General features: G+C 77.4%; 14 protein-coding genes and 2 riboswitches. Of the genes, 7 read left to right on the top strand and 7 right to left on the bottom strand.

The window, feature by feature from the left end:
- Positions 1-18: 18 nt before the first annotated feature.
- Complete coding sequence (locus Q0789_RS02775; RefSeq protein WP_298801892.1) at positions 19-2781, bottom strand: DEAD/DEAH box helicase family protein; 2763 nt, start codon at positions 2779-2781, stop codon at positions 19-21.
- Positions 2782-2836: 55 nt separating this feature from the next.
- Complete coding sequence (locus Q0789_RS02770; RefSeq protein ID WP_298801891.1) at positions 2837-3961, bottom strand: citrate synthase; 1125 nt, start codon at positions 3959-3961, stop codon at positions 2837-2839.
- 79 nt (positions 3962-4040) lie between these two features.
- Here Q0789_RS02770 and pdxH point away from each other — a divergent pair, with 79 nt between their 5' ends.
- Together pdxH and Q0789_RS02760 are read left to right on the top strand one after the other, a co-directional pair.
- Positions 4041-4805: a pyridoxamine 5'-phosphate oxidase gene (gene pdxH, locus Q0789_RS02765; RefSeq protein WP_298801890.1), complete on the top strand. Its 765-nt coding sequence runs from the start codon at positions 4041-4043 to the stop codon at positions 4803-4805.
- Positions 4806-5537: 732 nt separating this feature from the next.
- On the top strand, positions 5538-6269 hold the full coding sequence (locus tag Q0789_RS02760) for a metal-dependent transcriptional regulator (RefSeq protein ID WP_298801888.1): 732 nt from the start codon (positions 5538-5540) through the stop codon (positions 6267-6269).
- A gap of 69 nt (positions 6270-6338) precedes the next feature.
- Here Q0789_RS02760 and metE read toward each other — a convergent pair whose 3' ends face one another.
- Positions 6339-8699 (bottom strand): 5-methyltetrahydropteroyltriglutamate--homocysteine S-methyltransferase, encoded by a 2361-nt coding sequence (gene metE, locus Q0789_RS02755; RefSeq protein WP_298801886.1) that lies wholly within the window; start codon positions 8697-8699, stop codon positions 6339-6341.
- A gap of 179 nt (positions 8700-8878) precedes the next feature.
- A riboswitch (cobalamin riboswitch) is annotated at positions 8879-9018 on the bottom strand.
- Positions 9019-9346: 328 nt separating this feature from the next.
- Positions 9347-9474, top strand: a riboswitch (cyclic di-AMP (ydaO/yuaA leader).
- A gap of 5 nt (positions 9475-9479) precedes the next feature.
- Here metE and Q0789_RS02750 point away from each other — a divergent pair.
- Positions 9480-10412 carry a C40 family peptidase gene (locus tag Q0789_RS02750; protein WP_298801884.1) on the top strand — a complete coding sequence of 311 codons (933 nt, stop codon included), beginning with the start codon at positions 9480-9482 and terminating at the stop codon, positions 10410-10412.
- Positions 10413-10977: 565 nt separating this feature from the next.
- Positions 10978-11478, top strand: coding sequence for an HNH endonuclease (locus tag Q0789_RS02745; RefSeq protein ID WP_171204312.1), 501 nt, complete (start codon positions 10978-10980; stop codon positions 11476-11478).
- 139 nt (positions 11479-11617) lie between these two features.
- Here Q0789_RS02745 and ligD (Q0789_RS02740) read toward each other — a convergent pair whose 3' ends face one another.
- Together ligD (Q0789_RS02740) and ligD (Q0789_RS02735) are read right to left on the bottom strand one after the other, a co-directional pair.
- Entirely contained in the window at positions 11618-12586 is a 969-nt protein-coding gene (gene ligD / locus Q0789_RS02740) for a non-homologous end-joining DNA ligase (RefSeq protein ID WP_298801882.1), read from the bottom strand.
- Positions 12583-13596, bottom strand: a complete 1014-nt coding sequence (gene ligD, locus Q0789_RS02735) for a non-homologous end-joining DNA ligase (RefSeq protein WP_298801881.1) — start codon at positions 13594-13596, stop codon at positions 12583-12585. The genes ligD (Q0789_RS02740) and ligD (Q0789_RS02735) overlap by 4 nt, the downstream gene beginning before the upstream one ends.
- Positions 13597-13684: 88 nt before the next feature.
- Here ligD (Q0789_RS02735) and Q0789_RS02730 point away from each other — a divergent pair, with 88 nt between their 5' ends.
- Entirely contained in the window at positions 13685-14869 is a 1185-nt protein-coding gene (locus tag Q0789_RS02730) for a Ku protein (protein ID WP_298801879.1), read from the top strand.
- A gap of 12 nt (positions 14870-14881) precedes the next feature.
- On the opposite strand, the gene Q0789_RS02725 is transcribed toward Q0789_RS02730, so the two are convergent.
- Complete coding sequence (locus tag Q0789_RS02725) at positions 14882-15778, bottom strand: alpha/beta fold hydrolase (RefSeq protein WP_298801877.1); 897 nt, start codon at positions 15776-15778, stop codon at positions 14882-14884.
- A 191-nt stretch (positions 15779-15969) separates the two neighbouring features.
- Here Q0789_RS02725 and Q0789_RS02720 point away from each other — a divergent pair, with 191 nt between their 5' ends.
- Positions 15970-16944 carry a phosphatase domain-containing protein gene (locus Q0789_RS02720; RefSeq protein WP_366917619.1) on the top strand — a complete coding sequence of 325 codons (975 nt, stop codon included), beginning with the start codon at positions 15970-15972 and terminating at the stop codon, positions 16942-16944.
- Between the two features lie 61 nt (positions 16945-17005).
- Here the strand turns inward: Q0789_RS02720 and Q0789_RS02715 are convergent, their stop codons facing one another.
- A complete protein-coding gene (locus tag Q0789_RS02715) occupies positions 17006-17182 on the bottom strand; it encodes a hypothetical protein (RefSeq protein WP_298801873.1) in 177 nt (58 codons plus the stop codon).
- A 209-nt stretch (positions 17183-17391) separates the two neighbouring features.
- On the opposite strand from Q0789_RS02715, the gene Q0789_RS02710 reads away from it, so the two are divergent.
- Positions 17392-17607 carry a hypothetical protein gene (locus tag Q0789_RS02710; protein WP_298801871.1) on the top strand — a complete coding sequence of 72 codons (216 nt, stop codon included), beginning with the start codon at positions 17392-17394 and terminating at the stop codon, positions 17605-17607.
- Positions 17608-17630 lie beyond the last annotated feature (23 nt).

Raw genomic sequence — 17630 nt, 5'->3', positions numbered from 1 at the left:
AGTCGTCAGGAAGCGCCGTCACGCCGTCAGCTCCCGGTTCAGCTCGTGGAACAGCTCGACCCCTCGGTCGCTCCCCAGCGCCCGCAGCAGCCCGTCCTGGCCGCCGCGCTCGGTGAAGGGCGCCGTCTCCAGGTCGTCCGGGGCGATGCCGGCGGAGGAGGCGATGACCTCGGCCATGCGGTCCAACCACCACGTCTCGTCGTCGGTGAAGCGCACGCCGGCCTGCTCTTGCTGGCGCTGCCAGGCGGCGTAGCGCTCGGCCACACCGTCGGCGTACGGCACGAGCTCGTCATCCTGGCCCAGCGTGAACCGCAGCAAGGACACGAGGTCGGTGAGACGGTCCTTGTCGCGGTGACGGACCCGACCGGTCTCGACGACCTCGTAGGCCCGCCACAGCAGGTCGGGCGTCCAGCTGTGCGGCGGGCGCTTGATGCGGTTGGCCAGCTCCTCGATGTCGTCGAAGGAGAGGTGCCGGTCGCGGGCCTCCTCGAGCACCTGCAGCGCGGTGATCTCGTCGCGGTGCTCCTCGAGGTAGGCGCGCCAGCTCTCGACGACCGAGCGGGCGCGGTCGGTGTCCACCACGCCGCCGGCGTCGAGGAGGACGTCCTCGCTCACCTCGTCGACCACGCGGTCCTTCGCCCGCCGCAGCTCGAGGATGCGGGCTCGTAGCGGCGGGTTGGCCGCCAGGGGCTCGGTCGCCCGCTCCAGCAGCTCGGTGACGGCCCGGTCGGCTTCTTCGCCCTCCAACCCGGCGCGGACGCCCGCCTGGACGTCGGGGTCCACGGCGTCGACGAGGCTGCGGACGACGTCGCGCACCGACCCGCCGGCGACCTCGTCGAGCTCGGTGCGCTCGGCGGGGGAGAGCTGCAGCTCGAGGGCGGACAACCGGGAGGCGAGCGTCGCCGCCTCGTCCTCGGTGAGGGTGAGGTTGGCTGCCCGGTCGAGCAGCTTCTGCAGGGAGGCGCCCTTCTGCCGGTTGAGCGGCGGCTCGACGAAGGGGTGCTCGGTGACACCGACGGCGTCGACGAGGACGAAGCGGGTCTTCTCCGTGGCGTCCGGCGTGACCGCCTGGTACTCCGTCGGCGCGATGGTGCGCGCCCCGCGGCCCTTCATCTGCTCGAAGTACTGGGCGCTGCGCACGTCCCGCATGAACAGCAGGCACTCCAGCGGCCGGACGTCGGTGCCCGTGGCGATCATGTCCACCGTCACGGCGATGCGCATCGCCGCCGTCTGGCGGAAGTCGTTGAGCGCCCGCTTCGGGTCCTGCGCGTTGTAGGTGATCTTGCGGACGGCGTCGTTGCCCATGCCGAAGACCTGCCGGGCGGTGGTGACGACCTCCTCGGCGTGCGCGTCGTCCTTGCAGAACACCAGCGTCTTCGGCACGACGCTGCGCCCGGGGAAGATCTCGGTGAAGAGACGGTCGCGGAAGGTCTCCAGCACGGTGCGGATCTGGTCGGTCGACGTCACCGCCCGGTCGAGCTGCGGTCCCGTGTAGGCGAGCTCCTCGTCGAGCTCGACGTACTTGCGCTGCCGGGTGCGCCGGTCGACCGTCGGGACCACCGTGCCGGCGTCGATGACGGACCCCTGCTCGCTGATCTGCGTCCGGATCCGGTAGACGTCGAAGTCGACGTTGACGCCGTCGACGACCGACTGCGGGTAGGTGTACTCGCTGACGAGGTTCTGCCGGAAGAAGCCGAACGTCTGCTTGCCCGGCGTCGCCGTGAGCCCGAGGACGTGGGCGTCGAAGTACTCGAGCACCCCGCGCCACACCCCGTAGATGGAGCGGTGCGCCTCGTCGACGATGACGAGGTCGAAGGCTTCCGGCGGGACGGCGGCGTTGTACGGCGCCTCGACGGGCCGGTCGGGCACGTACCCGTCGAGGTTCGGGTCGTCCTCGGTGCCCGCCTCCCGGCCGCGGAGCACCGCGTGCACCCGCTGGATGGTCGAGATGACGACCGAGCTGCTCCCGAGCGCGCCGGCGCTCGTCAGCTTGTCGACGTTGTAGATCTCGGTGAAGCGGCGCCCGTCGCCCGGCGTCCGGTAGTTCTGAAACCCCGCGAGCGTCTGGTCGGCGAGGTTGTTGCGGTCGACGAGGAACAGCACGCGCCGCATGCCGCCGTGCTGAAGCAAGCGGTACACCTGCGTGATCGCCGTGAAGGTCTTGCCCGCGCCTGTAGCCATCTGCACGAGCGACCGGTCGTGCTGCTGCTCGGCGAGCGAGCGCTCGACGCCCCCGATGGCGGTGATCTGCGCCGGGCGTAGGCCCTCGACCGCCAGCGGCGGCAGGTGCCGCACCTTCGCGCGCCACGTCGCCCGGTCCGGGTCCGTCTCGGTGTCGCGCACGAGCCGGGCGAGCGTCGCCGGCTGCGGCGGGTGGCTGACGAGCCGGGCACGCGGCGACGGGTCGAAGCCGTTGGTGAGGTGCGTCTCGGTGCCGCTCGACTCGAGGACGAAGGGCAGGCGGCCGTCCGTCGTCACCGCCTTGTGGCGGACGTCGGCGGGCAGACCGGTCGCGTACATGGCCGACTGCCACTCGACGCCGGACAGCCTCGTCCCCTCGGGCTTCGCCTCGAGGACGCCGACGACGCGCCGGTCGACGTAGAGGAGGTAGTCGGCGCGGCCGTGGCCGGGCGCCATGGGCACCTCGCGGACGGCGACGCCCTTCGCGGCCCAGAGGTTGATGTCGCCCCTGTCCTGGACTGACCAGCCCGCCGCCGTCAGCTGCGCGTCGATGAGCGCGCGAGCGCGCGCCTCCGCGGCGACGTGCCCCCCGCTCGTCATGCGCCTCCCGTCCCGTTTCCCGTGCCGCGCACCGTAACCGGCTTCGGGCCGACCGTCAGCGACTCGCGGGTCGTGCCCCCCGGTCGACCGCGTGCTGCTCCAGCACGTGCGCCGACCACCCCGCCGTCCGCGCGCAGAGCACGAGCGGGGTGAGCATCGACGCCGGGACGCCGGCGCCGTCGAGGAGCACGGCGGCCCACAGCGCGGCGTTGGCGGTGCGGGGCAGGCCGTCGGCGTCCGGGCGGGCGCGCTCGGCGAGGGCGGCCTCGCCTGCCTCCTCCAGCGCCAGGGCGCTCGGCAGGCGCGCCGGCGCGAGCTCGCGGACGGCGTCGCGCAGGAGCGGCACCCGCGGGTCGGGGCCGCCGCGGCCGTGGAGGCCGAAGCCCATGAGGCGGTGGCCGCCGTCGAGCACGGACGCGACGACGCGGTCGGCGTCGCCCGTGCGGTCGACGGCGTCGAGCACGTGGAGGACGCGCGGCAGGGCCCCGGCGCACAGGGGGCCGCTCATCGTGCCGACGGCCGCGGACAGGCACGCGGCGGCGTCGGCGCCGCTGGCGGCGACCGTCCGCGCGGTGACCGTGGCCGGCGTCAGCCCGTCCTCGGCGAGGACGGTCCACCCGGCGTCGAGCGCGCGGGCGTGGTCGGGGTCCACCTCGCCGCGCCAGCGCAGGAGGAAGCGCTCGGCCGTCGTGCGGCCCTGGTCGACGCGGCGCTGGGGGACCATCGGCGCCTCCGGCCCGCGGGCCGACTGCGCGATGAAGCTGAGGGCGAGGACGCTGGCGCGGGCGACGTCCTCGCGGGCCCGCTCGGGCGGGGTGTCCATGAGCGGCGCGAGCCCCCAGACGGGCGCGACCTGCGCCAGGGCGCTCTGGACGTCGACGCGCACGTCGCCCGTGCGCACCGGCAGGGGGAAGGGCTCGGCGGGGGGCAGGGCGCCGTCGTGGGCGCCGGACGGCGGGGCGCCGTCGACGAGGAGCGCCCACACCTCCCCGAAGGGGGTGCTGCCGGCCAGGTCGGCGACGTCGCGCCCGCGGTAGCGCAGGACGCCGGGGCCCGTCTCGCTCACCGCCGTGGTCCGGGCGGCGCGCGCGGCGAGCGACGCCTCCCGCGCCAGGCCGCCGGGCGCGCCGTGCTCGCCCGCGGCGGCCGCTCCGCGCGCGGCCGCGCTGTCGTCGTCCACCGCGACTCCCCTCCACCGCCCCCGCGGGCGGCGCGCTCGCCCGGCGCGCCCGTGCGCCGGCGGGCCTACTCTGCCGCGCGTGGTCGCGGACGAGCACGGCGGTGGGGGCGGCGGGGCGCCGTCGGGCGCCTCGGGCGAGCACGGCGGGGCGCGCGAGCCCGTGGTCGACCCGTCCGCGCGGGTCTCCTACACGGGCACGGGCCTCGAGGACGAGGCGCCGCTGTGGACCGCCGACCCGCCCCTCGCGCCGCTGGGCCTGCTCGAGCGGTGGTACGCCGACGCGGCCGCGGACGAGCGCGTCGTCGAGCCGGGCGCCGTCGTCCTCGCGACCGTCGACGCGGACGGCGTCCCGGACGCGCGCACGGTGCTGCTCAAGGGCCTCGACGGGCGCGGCGCCGTCGTCTACACGAACCTCGCGTCGGCCAAGGGGCGCCAGCTCGAGGCCCGCGCGCACGCGGCGCTGGTGCTGCCGTGGCACGCGATGTCGCGCAACGTCCGCCTGCGGGGGCGCGTGGAGCGGGTGACCCGCGAGGAGTCGGCGGCCTACTTCGCCCAGCGCCCGCGCGGGTCGCAGGTGGCGGCGTGGGCGTCGGCGCAGTCGCAGCCCGTGGCCAGCCGCGCCGACCTCGAGCACCGCGTCGCCGAGCTGGAGGAGCGCTTCGCCGGGCAGGAGGTGCCGCTGCCGCCGACCTGGGGCGGCGTGCGGGTGCTGCCCGTCGCCGTCGAGCTGTGGGCCGGGCGCGCCTCGCGCCTGCACGACCGCGCGGCGTGGACGTCGGTCACGGGTGAGCCGTCGCGGCTCGACGACGCCGGCGCCTGGCGCCTCGCGCGCCTGCAGCCCTGAGGGGCGACCCGCCGGCGTGAAGGGGGCGTCACCTTCACGCGGGGAGGCGCCCTGGGCGTGAAGGAGGCGTCACCTTCGCGTGGGGAGGGGCCCTGGGTGTGAAGGGGGCGTCAGCTTCGCGTGGGGAGGGGGCCCGGGCGTGAAGGGGGCGTCAGCTTCGCGTGGGGAGGGGGCCCGGGCGTGAAGGAGGCGTCACCTTCACTTCGGGAGGCGGCCCAGATGTGAAGGGGGCGTCACCTTCGCGCAGGGGGCGCCCCGGGCCAGGGCGCGGAACAGCCCCCGGGTCCGACGTCGTCGACGTCGCGCCGTGCTGGACGGGCACGGCACCCGGGGGCTGCGGTGGCTGCCGGGATCTCGCCGGTCGCCTCTGTCGCACCGGGGCCTGTTCCCCGGTCGGCGGCCGGACTCGACTGCTGGGCAGCGTCGTCCGAGGTGCTCGGGCGGCTAGCGGGCAGCCACCTCACGCGTCCTTGTACCACTCACTGTACGGACCACCTCCTCTCTCGTGTGGCGGCACCGTACGTCCGCCCCCGGCGCCGCGCCAGAGGTTTGCGCGGGGTCCGCGGACGAGACCGTGAGGGCGGCGGGGAGTGGCGCACGAGGGGTCGGCGAGGAGGGCCGGCGAGGAGGGGCCGGCGGCGGGGGAGGCGCCGCCGGGGCGCGCCACTCTAGGATCGTTCCAGGGAAGACCGACGCCGCTCGGTGCCACGACGACGGACACGGAGACACCGCGTGAGCGACCTCATCGACACCACCGAGATGTACCTGCGGACGATCTTCGAGCTCGAGGAGGAGGGGATCGTCCCCCTCCGCGCCCGCATCGCCGAGCGCCTGTCGCAGAGCGGCCCCACCGTGTCGCAGACCGTCGCCCGCATGGAGCGCGACGGGCTCGTCGTCGTCAGCGGCGACCGCCACCTCGAGCTCACCCAGACCGGGCGCACGCTCGCGACGCGGGTCATGCGCAAGCACCGCATCGCCGAGCGCCTGCTCACCGACGTCATCGGGCTGGACTGGGAGTACGTCCACGAGGAGGCGTGCCGCTGGGAGCACGTCATGAGCGAGCGCGTCGAGAAGCGGCTCGTCGAGCTCCTCGACCACCCGACGGAGTCCCCCTACGGCAACCCGATCCCCGGCCTGGGCGAGCTCGAGGGCGGCGCGCCCGACGGCGCGGGCGACGCGTCGTCGTCCTTCCTCGACGGCGTCGTCTCCCTCGTCGAGGCGAGCGAGCGGGAGGGCGTCTTCCTCGTCCGGCGCCTCGGGGAGCCCGTGCAGTACGACCACGTCGTCATGGCGCAGCTGGCGGCCGCGCAGGTGCGCCCGGGCAGCGCCGTGGCCCTGGAGCGCCGGGCGCCCGCGCGCCGCGGCGCCGAGGGCTCGGTCGTCGTGCGCGCCGACGGCGCCGAGGTCGGCCTCGAGCTGGCCGACTCCGTCGCCTCGCACGTCTTCGTCGCCCCCCGCGCCTGAGGCGCCGGGCCCGTCCCGCGGGCGCGACCGCGTGGTCGCACCCGCGGGACGTGGCCGGCCCTCCCGGGCTCAGCCCGCCAGCTGCTCGCGCGCCCGCGCGGCCCCGGCGGCGAGCGAGGCCAGCCCCGCCGCGACCTCCTCGACCGACCGCGTCTTGAGCCCGCAGTCGGGGTTGGCCCACAGCCGGTCCGCGGGCAGCCGCTCCAGGGCCCGTGCCAGGTGGTCGGCCACCTCGTCGACGGAGGGCACGCGCGGGGAGTGGATGTCCCACACGCCCGGCCCGACGCCGCGGTCGTAGCCCTCCGCGGCCAGCTCGTCGAGCACCTCCAGGCGCGAGCGCGCCGCCTCGAGGCTGATGACGTCGGCGTCCAGGGCGTCGATGGCGGCCATGACGTCGCCGAACTCGGCGTAGCACATGTGCGTGTGCACCTGCGTGGACGGCGCGGCCACGGCGGTCGCCAGGCGGAACGCGTCGACGGCCCAGGCGAGGTACTCCGCGCGCCCGGCGGCGCGCAGGGGCAGCAGCTCGCGCAGGCCCGGCTCGTCGACCTGGACGACGCGCGCGCCGCCGGCCTCGAGGTCGGCCACCTCGTCCCGCAGCGCCAGCGCGAGCTGGCGCGCCGTCGTCGACCGGGGCTCGTCGTCGCGCGGGAAGGACCAGGCGAGGACGGTCACCGGGCCGGTGAGCATCCCCTTGACCGGGGCGGCGGTGAGCGACTGCGCGTACGCCGTCCAGCGCGTCGTCATCGGCGCCGGCCGGGAGACGTCCCCCACGACGACGGGCGGGCGCACGCACCGGCTGCCGTAGGACTGCACCCAGCCGTGGAGCGGCGTGACGAAGCCGTCGAGGCGGGCGGCGAAGTGGCGCACCATGTCGTCGCGCTCGGGCTCGCCGTGGACGAGGACGTCGACGCCCGCGGCCTCCTGCGCCGCGACGACGGCCCGCACCTCCGCCTCCATGGCCGCCTCGTACCCGGCGTCGTCGAGCGACCCGGTGCGGTGGGCCGCCCGCGCGCGGCGGATCTCCGGCGTCTGCGGGAAGGAGCCGATGGTCGTCGTCGGCAGGAGCGGCAGGCCCAGCGCCGCGGCCTGGAGCGCGCGCCGCTCGGCCGCGGGCGTCCCTCGCTCGAGGTCGGCCGGGACGACACCAGCGGCGCGCTCGCGGACGGCGGCCGAGCGCGTCACCGGCGAGGCCCGCCGCGAGGCCACCACCGCGGCCGACGCCGCGAGCTCGGCGCGGACGGCGTCGCGCCCGTCCGCGAGCCCGCGGGCGAGCACGGCCACCTCGGCGAGCTTCTGGTCGGCGAAAGCCAGCCAGGAGCGGACCTCGGGGTCGAGCTGGACCTCCCGCTCGACGTCGTGCGGCACGTGTAGCAGCGAGCACGAGGGGGCGACGTCGACGTGCGCGCCGGATGCCGCGAGCACCTCGAGGTGGTCGAGGGCCTCGGCGAGGTCGCGGCGCCAGACCCCGCGGCCGTCGACGACCCCGGCGACGAGCCGCTTCCCAGCGAGCCCCGGCAGCGCGGCGAGGGCCTCGACCTCGGCGCGGTCGGCCCCCGCGAGGTCCACCGCGAGACCGTCCGCGCCCGCCGCGAGGAGCAGCGGCGCGGCGTCGCCGAGGCGCTCGAAGTACCCGGCGACGAGCAGCCGGGGGCGGTCGGCCAGCCCGGCGAGGTGCTCGGTCGCCTCCCGGGCCAGCGCGGCGAGGTCGTCGTCGAGGTCGGTGACGAGCACCGGCTCGTCGAGCTGCACCCACGTGACGCCCTCCGCGGCGAGCAGCGCCAGGAGCTCGGCGTAGACCGGCAGCAGGCGGGGCAGCAGCGCGTCGGGGCGCCACCCGGCCGGGGCGCCGTCCGCGGGCTTCGACAGCCGCAGCAGCGTCACGGGCCCGACGACGACGGGTCGGGGCTCGAGCCCGCGGCGCCGCGCGCCGCGCACCTGCTCAAGCAGGTCCTCCGCGTGCAGCGACGGCGCCGCGTCGGGCCCCAGCTCGGGCACGAGGTGGTGGTAGTTCGTGTCGAACCACTTCGTCATCTCCCACGCGGGCGCGTCCGCCGCGCCGCGGGCGGCGGCGAAGAGCCGGGCGAGCCGGGCCTCCCGGCCCCCGGCCGCCGGTGCGCCGGGCAGCAGCCCCAGCAGCGCGGCGGCGTCGAGCACGTGGTCGTAGAGCGAGAAGTCCCCGACGGGCACCTCCCGCAGCCCGGCGCCCGCCATCGCCGCGAAGCGCTGGTCCTGCACCTCCTCGGCGGCGGCGAGGAGGCCGGCCGCGTCGAGCCGCCCCGCCCAGTGGGCCTCGAGGGCGCGCTTCAGCTCCCGGTCGCGCCCCTGGCGGGGGTACCCGAGGGCGGTCGGCGACGGGCGGTGGCCCGGGGCGGGTTCGAGCCCGCCCTCGGTGCTGCCGGTCGGGGCCGTGCTGGTGGTGCTGGTCATGGATCTCTCCTGCGCGAGTCCACGACGGCGCCCGGGGGCGGCGGGCGCGCGGACGCGGACGGCGCGGGGCGCCCCGCGCGCCGGGGCGCGGGCGCGCGCCGTGCCGGCGCGGGCGGGCTCCGGCCGTCCCGAGCGGCCGTCATCCACCGCCCGGGCGGTCGCCCGGGCGGACGGCTGGCAGGTCTTCGGACTCCCGGGCGCGGACCTCTCGGTCCTCCTACTGGCCGTCGCTTCCCAGGCCGGAGCCCAGTGCTCGATGACGGCGGTCGTTCCCGGACACCGCTGCGGGGCAGTCCCGGTCTCCCACCGGGTTCCCTCTCTCGTCCTCCGGCGCGGACGCCGGCGGAACCAGTCGCGACGGCGACGCTAGCCGCCGTCGGCGGCTGGCCCCGACGGCGTCCGCGGTGCGGGCGGCGAGCCTCCCTCGGTGACGGTGCGTCGCCGTCGTCACGGCGTGTCGTGCGCGGCGCGCGGGTCCGTTACCGAGATGTGACGGGCGCCGTCACCGTGGGGTACGGTCCGCGCGCTGCCCGGCGCACCGGGCGGCGTCTGCCCCGGAGCGCCGAGCCCTGCCGCCGGGTCGCAGGTCCCAGCGAGCTCGACGACGGCAGGGGCGGGGGACCCAGGATCTCCGGTCCCGCGGCGCGGGACGGCTCCGGCCGTCCCGCTGACGCGGGACCTCGGGGTGAAGCCGGTCCTCCCGACCAGGGGAGACGGCCGGGTGGCTCCCACCCGAACCCGACAGCTCACCTCGCAGGCGACTGGGAGAGGTCACCGCCCGTGCCCCTGCACGCCTCCGCGCGCCACCGCGCCCGCCACGCCGCCCCCGGGCCCGTGTCGACCCCCATCACCGGCCTGCAGCAGGCCGTCGCCGCGCGCGCCGGCGTGGTCGCCCGCCGCGGCGTCGTCATCGGCGCCTCCACGGGCCTCGTCCTGACGCTCGGCACGAGCGCCTCCGTCGCGGAGCCGCGCGAGGGCGCCCCTCGCCCCGCCCCGGCGCTGACGGCGCCCGCCGAGCGCGTCGAGACGGCGGCGCCCGTCGCCACCGAGGCGCTGACCGTCGCCGCGGACGTGCCCGTGACCTTCGCCCGTGGCGCCGCCCTCGGCGTCATCGCGCCCCCGCCCCCGCCGCCGCCCCCCGCGCCGGTCGTCGTGGCCGACGAGGCCGACGCCGACGAGCCGGCCGACGAGACCTCCTCGGACGAGGGCTCGTCGAGCGAGTCGTCCGGCCGGGGCACGGAGAGCACCTCCCGGACCGCCGAGCGCAGCGCCCCCGCGCCGGTGGAGCAGGCCCCCGAGCCCGAGGCAGCCCCGGCCCCCGAGCCGGAGCCCGCCCCGGCGCCCGAGCCCGAGCCGGCCCCCGCCGCCCCGTCCTCGGCCGGCGGCTCGGTTCTCGACATCGCCGCCCAGTACGTCGGCACGCCCTACTCCTACGGCGGCACGACGCCCGCGGGCTTCGACTGCTCCGGCTTCACGCAGTACGTCTTCGCCCAGGCGGGCATCTCGCTGCCCCGCACCGCCGCCGCCCAGGGCGCCGCCGGCCAGCGGGTCTCCCGCTCGGAGGCGCAGCCCGGCGACCTCGCCGTCGTCTCCGACGGCTCGCACGTCGGCATCTACGCCGGCGGCAACCAGTGGTACGACTCGCCCCGCCCGGGCAAGTCGGTGTCGCTGCGCGACATGTGGACCTCGGACGTCTACTTCGTGCGCTACTGACGACCCACCGCCCGGCTCCCGCCGGGCGTCGACGACGGCCCGCCAGCCCTCCCGGGGTGGCGGGCCGTCGTCGTCGTCGCGCCCGTCCTCGGTGACCCCGCCCGGTGTTCCCCTGCCCACGACCGGCGCTCGCGCGCACGGGGCGCGACGGCGACGCGCGGGCGACCGTCGTGCGACGGCGGCACGACGCGGCGACGTCGGGCGCACGACGCGGGCGCAACCCCGGTGACGCGGGGCCCGCGGCGACGTACCGTGAGCGCGCCGGCGCGGACGTCCGCGCCCGGCCCCGTCGAGGAGGTCCCGTGGCGGCAGCACCGGCGCGTCCAGCCCGATCCAGGGCCGGGTCGCGCCGCGGTGCCCCCGTCACGTCCCCGGCGGGAGCGGGCAGCTGCCCGTGGCCACCCGGCTGCGCACCAGCCCCGCGCTCCCCGCACCCCACGGCGTCGACCACCGATGGTCGGCGCCGTCGTGCGTCTCCCACCCTCCGCGAGCGACCCAGCCGCGGAGCGAGCGCTCGTCCCCCCGGTGCGGAGCACCGGCCCGGGGCGCGCAGATCGGGGTCGTCATGCGCACTCTCGTCCTCAACGCCGGCTACGAGCCGCTCGGCGTCGTCTCCTTCAAACGGGCCCTCGTGCTCGTCCTCGCCGGCAAGGCGGTCGTGCTCGCGGCCGACGAGCTCCCCGTCGTCGCGACGACGCTGAGCCTGCCCCGCCCGTCCGTCATCCTCCTCACCCGCTACGTGCGGGTGCCGCGGGCGCACGGCGTCGCCGTCTCCCGGCGCGGGGTGCTGCGCCGGGACGGCGCGCGGTGCGCCTACTGCCGGCGCTCTGCCACCACGGTCGACCACGTGCTCCCGCGCAGCCGCGGCGGCCGGGACACGTGGGAGAACCTCGTGGCCTGCTGCCTGCGGTGCAACGGCCAGAAGGGCGACCGGACCCCGGAGGAGATGGGCTGGGCGCTGCGGACCCGCCCGGCGGCGCCCGCCGGCCCGGCGTGGGTGGTCGCGGGCGTCGAGGCGCGGCCGGGGTGGTCGGACTACCTGCCGGCCGCCGCCGAGGTGGCCTGAGGGTGCACGGCGACCAGCGCGCGGCGCGGTCACGGGGCGTCGTCGCAGGTCAGCGGCCCGGCGGTCGCGCGAGGGTGCCGTCGCGCAGGTCGCTGTGCGCCCATGGCTCGGGCGGACACGGGCTGGTCGCGGGCGGCGCTCAGCGCTCCGGCAGCCGCGGCCCGGGCCCGGTGACGTCGTCGAGGAGGTCGCCGTCAGCGGCCAGGCGCGCGAGCACCTGCTCGGGGGAGAGCTGCTCGAGGTGCTCGTCCAGCTCGTCCCAGGTGCGCGGCGCGGCCACGCGCGGCTGCTCGCGCCCGCGCAGCGAGTAGGGCGTCACGGTCGTCTTCGACCACGTGTTCTGCGACCAGTCGAGGAGCACGCGGCCGGTGCGCCGCGCCCTCGTCATCGTCGCGACGACCTCGCGCGGGCGGTCGCGGGCGAGGGACTCGGCGAGGCGGCGCACGTAGTCGCGGACGACGTCGGCGTCCTGCTCGCCGGACACGGCGGCGTAGAGCTGCAGGCCCTTGCTGCCGCTCGTCACGGGGCGCGGGTCGAGGCCGTCGGCCTCGAGGCGCTCGGCGACGACGTGCGCCAGCGCCGCGCACTCGGCCAGCCCCGTGCCCGGCCCGGGGTCGAGGTCGACGACGAGGCGGTCCGGGTGCGCGGTGCGGACGGGCCCGTCGTCGCCGTCCGGCTCCGCTCGCCGGACGCGCCACTGCGGCGTGTGGAGCTCGATCGCGGAGAGGTTGGCCGCCCAGACGAGCCCCGCGACGTCGTCGAGCAGGGGGAAGACGACGACCTCCGGCGGGGCGCCGCCGACGGCGCGGCCGTCGCGCTCGGAGGAGCGCAGCGGGACGCGCGCCGTGCGCACCCAGGACGGCGTGCCGGCGGGCGCGTTCTTCTCGAAGAAGGACGCGTCGCCGACGCCGTGGGGCCACCGCACGCGCGTGACGGGGCGGTCGCGCAGCTGGCGCAGGAGCGGCTCGGCGGCGCGGGCGACGTAGTCGAGCACCTCGGCCTTCGTCGTCCCGGTCGCCGGGTAGAGCACCTTCTCCAGGGACGTCAGGCGCAGGCGGCGGCCGCCGACCTCGACGACCTGCACCGTCGTCTCGTGCTGGGGGCTCACCGCCGCCACCGCCCGGGGCGCTCCTGCGCGCTCGCGGCGGCCGCGGCCTCGACCGTCGCCGCGTCCACGACGTCGGGCTCGGCGTCCTCGCGCAGCCCGACGTAGGACGGCTGGCGCAGCCGCCCGCCCGTCGTCGACCCGAGCGAGCGCACCTCGGCGAGGAGCGCGGGCTCGACCCAGACCGCGTCCCGGGCGTCCACGGCGGGCACGTCGGTCGCGAAGGGGGAGGCGTCGCGCGCCAGCGGCCTCAGGCGGGGTGCGAGGTGGGCCGCGGCCCGCGGGCCGATCCCGCTGCCCACGCGCCCGAGGTAGACGAGGCGGCCGTCGGCGTCGGGCGCGCCGACGAGCAGCGCCCCCACGCGGTCGCGCGTGCCCTCCTGCGGGCGCCAGCCGCCGACCACGACGGTCCGCGCGGCGCGGTGGGCGGCCTTCACCCAGGCCGGGCTGCGCTCGCCGGGGCGGTAGGGGGAGTCCCAGCGCTTGGCGACGCCGCCCTCGAGGCCCTGCGCGCGGGTGGCGGCGAGCACGTCGGCGCCGTGGTCGAAGACGGGGGAGAGCTGCAGCGCCGCCCCGCCGACGTCGAGGCCCTCCCAGCGCGCGGCCAGCGGCTCGAGGACGGCGCGGCGCGCGCGCAGGGGCTCGGCCAGGAGGTCGCGGCCGTCGGCGCGCAGGAGGTCGAAGACGACGTAGACGACGGGGGTGGAGCGCGCGGCCGCCGCCGCCCGCGCGCCCGAGAGGCCGAGCCGGGGCGCGAGGACGCCGAAGGACGGTCGCCCGGCGGCGTCGAGGGCCACGACCTCGCCGTCGAGCAGCAGGTCCTCGCCCGCGGCGGTGAGGCCCGCCAGGTCGGGGAAGGCGCCCGTGACGTCGCGCTCGGTGCGGCTCGCGAGGCGCGTCCGGCCGCCCGCGGTGGACGCGAGCAGGCGCATGCCGTCCCACTTCACCTCGTACGCCCACGTGCGCCCGTCCTCGGGGAGCGCACCGGGCGTGCGCGCGGGGGTGGCGAGCATGGGGCGCACCGGACGATCATGGCCGCCACGGCGGACGAGCGCCGGGCGAGCCGCCCGGCGCCGGCCCCCGCCGGGGAGGGGGTGCGCCGTGAGGGCCATCTGGAAGGGCGCCGTGTCCTTCGGGCTCGTCTCGGTGCCCGTGAAGGTCTACGCCGCCACCGGCACGAACGACGTCCGGTTCCACCAGGTGCACGAGGCCGACGGCGGGCGCATCCGCTACAGGCGCGTCTGCAGCGTCGACGGCGAGGAGGTCTCCTACCCGGAAATCGCCAAGGCGTACGAGACGGCGGACGGCGAGCAGGTGGTCCTCACCGACGAGGACCTGGACCAGCTCCCCCTGTCGACGAGCCGCGAGATCGACGTCGTCGAGTTCGTGCCGTCGGACCAGGTGGACCCGGTCCTGTTCAACAAGGCGTACTACCTCGAGCCCGAGCGGACGGCCCTCAAGCCCTACACGCTGCTGCGCGAGGCCCTGCGGGCCACCGACCGCGTGGCCGTGGTCAAGGTGGCGCTGCGGCAGCGGGAGTCGCTCGCGCTGCTGCGGGTGCGCGACGACGTCATCAGCCTGCAGACGCTGCTGTGGCCCGACGAGGTGCGCGAGGCGTCCTTCGACGTCCTGTCCTCCGAGGTCGAGCTGCGCCCGCAGGAGACGACCATGGCGGCCTCGCTCGTGGAGTCCCTGGCCGGCGACTTCGACCCCGACGCCTTCACCGACGGCTACGCGGCCGCCGTCACCGAGCTCGTCGAGGCCAAGATCAGCGCCGGTGACGTCCGCCGGCCGCCCGCGGAGGGCGAGGAGGAGGCCGGCGAGGGCGCGCAGGTGGTCGACCTGCTCTCGGCGCTGCAGCGCAGCGTCGACCGGGCCCGGCGCGACCGCGGCGAGGAGCCCGCCGAGGAGGCGCCGGCGCCGCGGCGCTCGCGCCGTCGCACGCCGGCCGCGGAGGAGCCTGCGGAGGACGCGGGCGGCGACGCCGCGCAGGAGGCCCCGGCGCCACGGCGGCGCCGGACGACCTCGTCCGCGAACGCCACGTCGTCGAAGGGGGCGGCGTCCAAGGGGACGGCCGCGAAGGAGACGGCGTCGAAGGGGACAGCGTCGACGGGGACGGCGAAGGGCTCGGCGTCCGAGGGCGCGAAGGGGCGGTCCACCGCGACGGGGACGGCCTCGAAGGCGAAGGGCTCTGCGTCGAAGGGCACAGCGTCGAAGGGCACAGCGTCGAAGGGGTCCGAGGAGGAGGCCGCCCCCGCCCGGCGGACGCGCAAGAGGTCCGCCTGAGGGTCCCGGGAGCTACGCGGGCGGCGTCGGTCCCGCCGCGAGCCAGCGGCGGACCGTCGCGGGGACGCCCGGCGCGACCTCGTGGCCGACCCCCGGCAGCACGCGGACGTCGAGGTCCGCGGCGGGCGCGAGGGCGGGGAGGTCGGCGAGGGCCGGGAAGCCCGTGAAGAGGAAGGGCACGAGGTCCACGCCGTCGACGGGCACGGCGTCGTCCTCCGCCCCCGCGAGGTGCAGGGCCGTGAAGGCGCCCGGGCACGTCGGCACCGCGACGGTCCCGTTGACGACGGCGACGGCGTCGACGTCCTCGGGGCGCTCGCACGCCAGGCGGTAGGCGAGCATCCCGCCGTTGGAGTAGCCGACGACGTAGGCGCGCTCCGCGCCGCGCGACCGCAGGTCCGCGAGGAGGCGCGAGAGGTAGCCGACGTCGTCGACGTCCGAGCGGGCGGCCGACCCGCAGCAGCTGCCCGCGGCCCAGCTGGGGCGCCTTCCGAGGCCGGTCGGGAGGACGACGACGGCGCCGAGGTCGCGGGCCAGCGCGGCCGCCTCGAGGCGCTCCGCGGCCTGGGCCGCGCTGCTCGTGTAGCCGTGCAGCACGAGGACGGCCGTCCTCGCGACGGCGTGCGGCAGCTCCGTGGCCCGGACGACGTCGCCCTCGGCCCGCAGGACGAGGAGGGGGCGCTCGGCGTCGGGCACGGCCTCGACGACGGGGTCGGGCACGAGCGCCGGCGGGTCGGTGCCGGCGGCGGCGCCCTCCCGCAGGTCCCCGCCGAGAGCGCCCGGGAGCTGCAGGAGGCCCGTCGTCGGCAGCGCGACGAGGGCCAGCGCGACCGCCACGGCCCCCGCGAGCAGCCGGGGGCGCGCGAGCGCGGGACCCCCGGGCGTGCGCGAGGTCCGGGGCGGGCGGGGCACCCGGGCATCCTGCGCGAGCGCACGACGGAGCGGGAGGGCTCGCGCCCGATCGTGACCCGTCCGTGAGCGGCGCGGCAGCCTCGAGGGGCGCCGTCGGGGCCCTGTGGCAGGGTTCCGGCGTGGCCACCTCGGAGGACGCCGCCCCCGCCCTGCGGCCCCTGCACGCCCGCACCGTCGCCCTCGGCGACGCCCTGCACCGCCGCGCCAGCCGGCGAGCCCTCGAGCAGGGCTGGCGGCCGTCCATCAGCGTCTACGCCGGGTACGGCTCGCCGCGGCGCGTGCGCGTCCTCGGTCGCCTGCTGCTCACCGCGCCGGACGGTCGGAGCCCCAGCGAGCGTCCCGAGGTGGTCCGGGGGTGGCGGAGCTTCCTCACGGTCCCCGTGCGCGACGCCCCCGTCGTGGTCGAGGTGGCCGGGCAGCGCCACGACGTCCTCACCGACCGGGGCGGCTTCGTGGACGTCAGCCTCCCGGCCGACCTCGAGGCCGGGTGGCAGGAGGTCGTCCTCCACGCCGACGGCGCCGAGCCCGCCGTGGCCCCGGTGCGGATCATCGGCGACGACGTCGAGATCGGCCTCGTCAGCGACATCGACGACACGGTCATGGTGACGGCGCTGCCGCGCCCCTTCCTCGCGGCGTGGAACACCTTCGTGCTCGACGAGCACGCCCGGAACCCGGTCCCGGGCATGGCGGTCCTCTACGAGCGCATCACCCGCGCCCACGCCGACGTCCCCGTCGTCTACCTCTCGACCGGCGCCTGGAACGTCGCGCAGACGCTCACGCGCTTCCTGCACCGCCACCTCTACCCGCGCGGGCCGCTGCTGCTCACCGACTGGGGCCCGACGCCGGACCGGTGGTTCCGCAGCGGGCGCCTGCACAAGGAGCGGAGCCTGCGTCGGCTCGCCGACGAGTTCCCGCACGTGCGCTGGCTCCTCGTCGGCGACGACGGCCAGCACGACGAGGCCATCTACGCCGACTTCGCCCGGGAGCGGCCCGCGAGCGTCGCGGCGGTGGCGATCCGGCACCTCTCGCCCACCGAGTCGGTCCTCGCGCAGGGCCTCCCGGCGCCGCAGGGGGCGCCCGCGCGCGAGGACTCCGACCACGCGTGGGTCTCCGCGCCCGACGGCGCGGGCCTCGCCCGGCTGCTGCGCGGCACCGGCGTCCTCTGAGGGACGGCGCGCGACAGCACCGCACCGGTTCCGCGCGCCACGCTGCGCCGCGAGCCCGGTGCTAGGAGCGCTGGTCGCCCGCGGGGAGCGCGGGCGCGACGGCCGGCTCGGCCGCGAGGTCGTCGGCGGGTCGCCGGCGCAGGAGGGGCGTGCGATCGCTGCACCGCGTCTCGAACGCGGCCATCGCGAGCATGACGGGCAGGACGAGGACGGGCAGGAGGAGGGCGAGGTAGGCCATGGGCGCGCTTCCGTGCGTCGTGCACGACCGGCGCGTCCACCTCGCCCCGGCCGTCGCGGGTCTCCCCGCGTCGTCGAGGGTGGTGCAGGTCACCCCCGCCCGCATCCTCGACGCGCACCTCGCCACGACACGGTCGGGTAACGCCACCCGTCCGCCACCCGTCCGCCACCGTCGCGCGCGCCGGCGGCTGCCGTGCTGTGCTGTGCCGCATGGCTGACGCAGACATCTGGGACCGGATCCGCAAGGCGCGCGACTTCTCCCTCGAGGCGGAGAAGAAGGAGCGCGAGCGCATCGCCGAGGCCGACACGGCCGAGCTGCAGCAGGCGGCCTCCGTCCGCCTGGCGACGCGCCAGTCGGTGCGCGAGGCGCTCGACGTCGTCCTCGACGAGGACACCTCGCCCCCCGGCGCCGAGCGCGAGGCCTGAGCCTCCTCACCGAGCACCGAGCA

Source organism: uncultured Pseudokineococcus sp., assembly GCF_947499845.1.
GTDB lineage: Bacteria > Actinomycetota > Actinomycetes > Actinomycetales > Quadrisphaeraceae > Pseudokineococcus.
The sequence above is the reverse complement of the archived record's forward strand: the minus strand, read 5'-3'. Positions and strand labels throughout refer to the sequence as shown.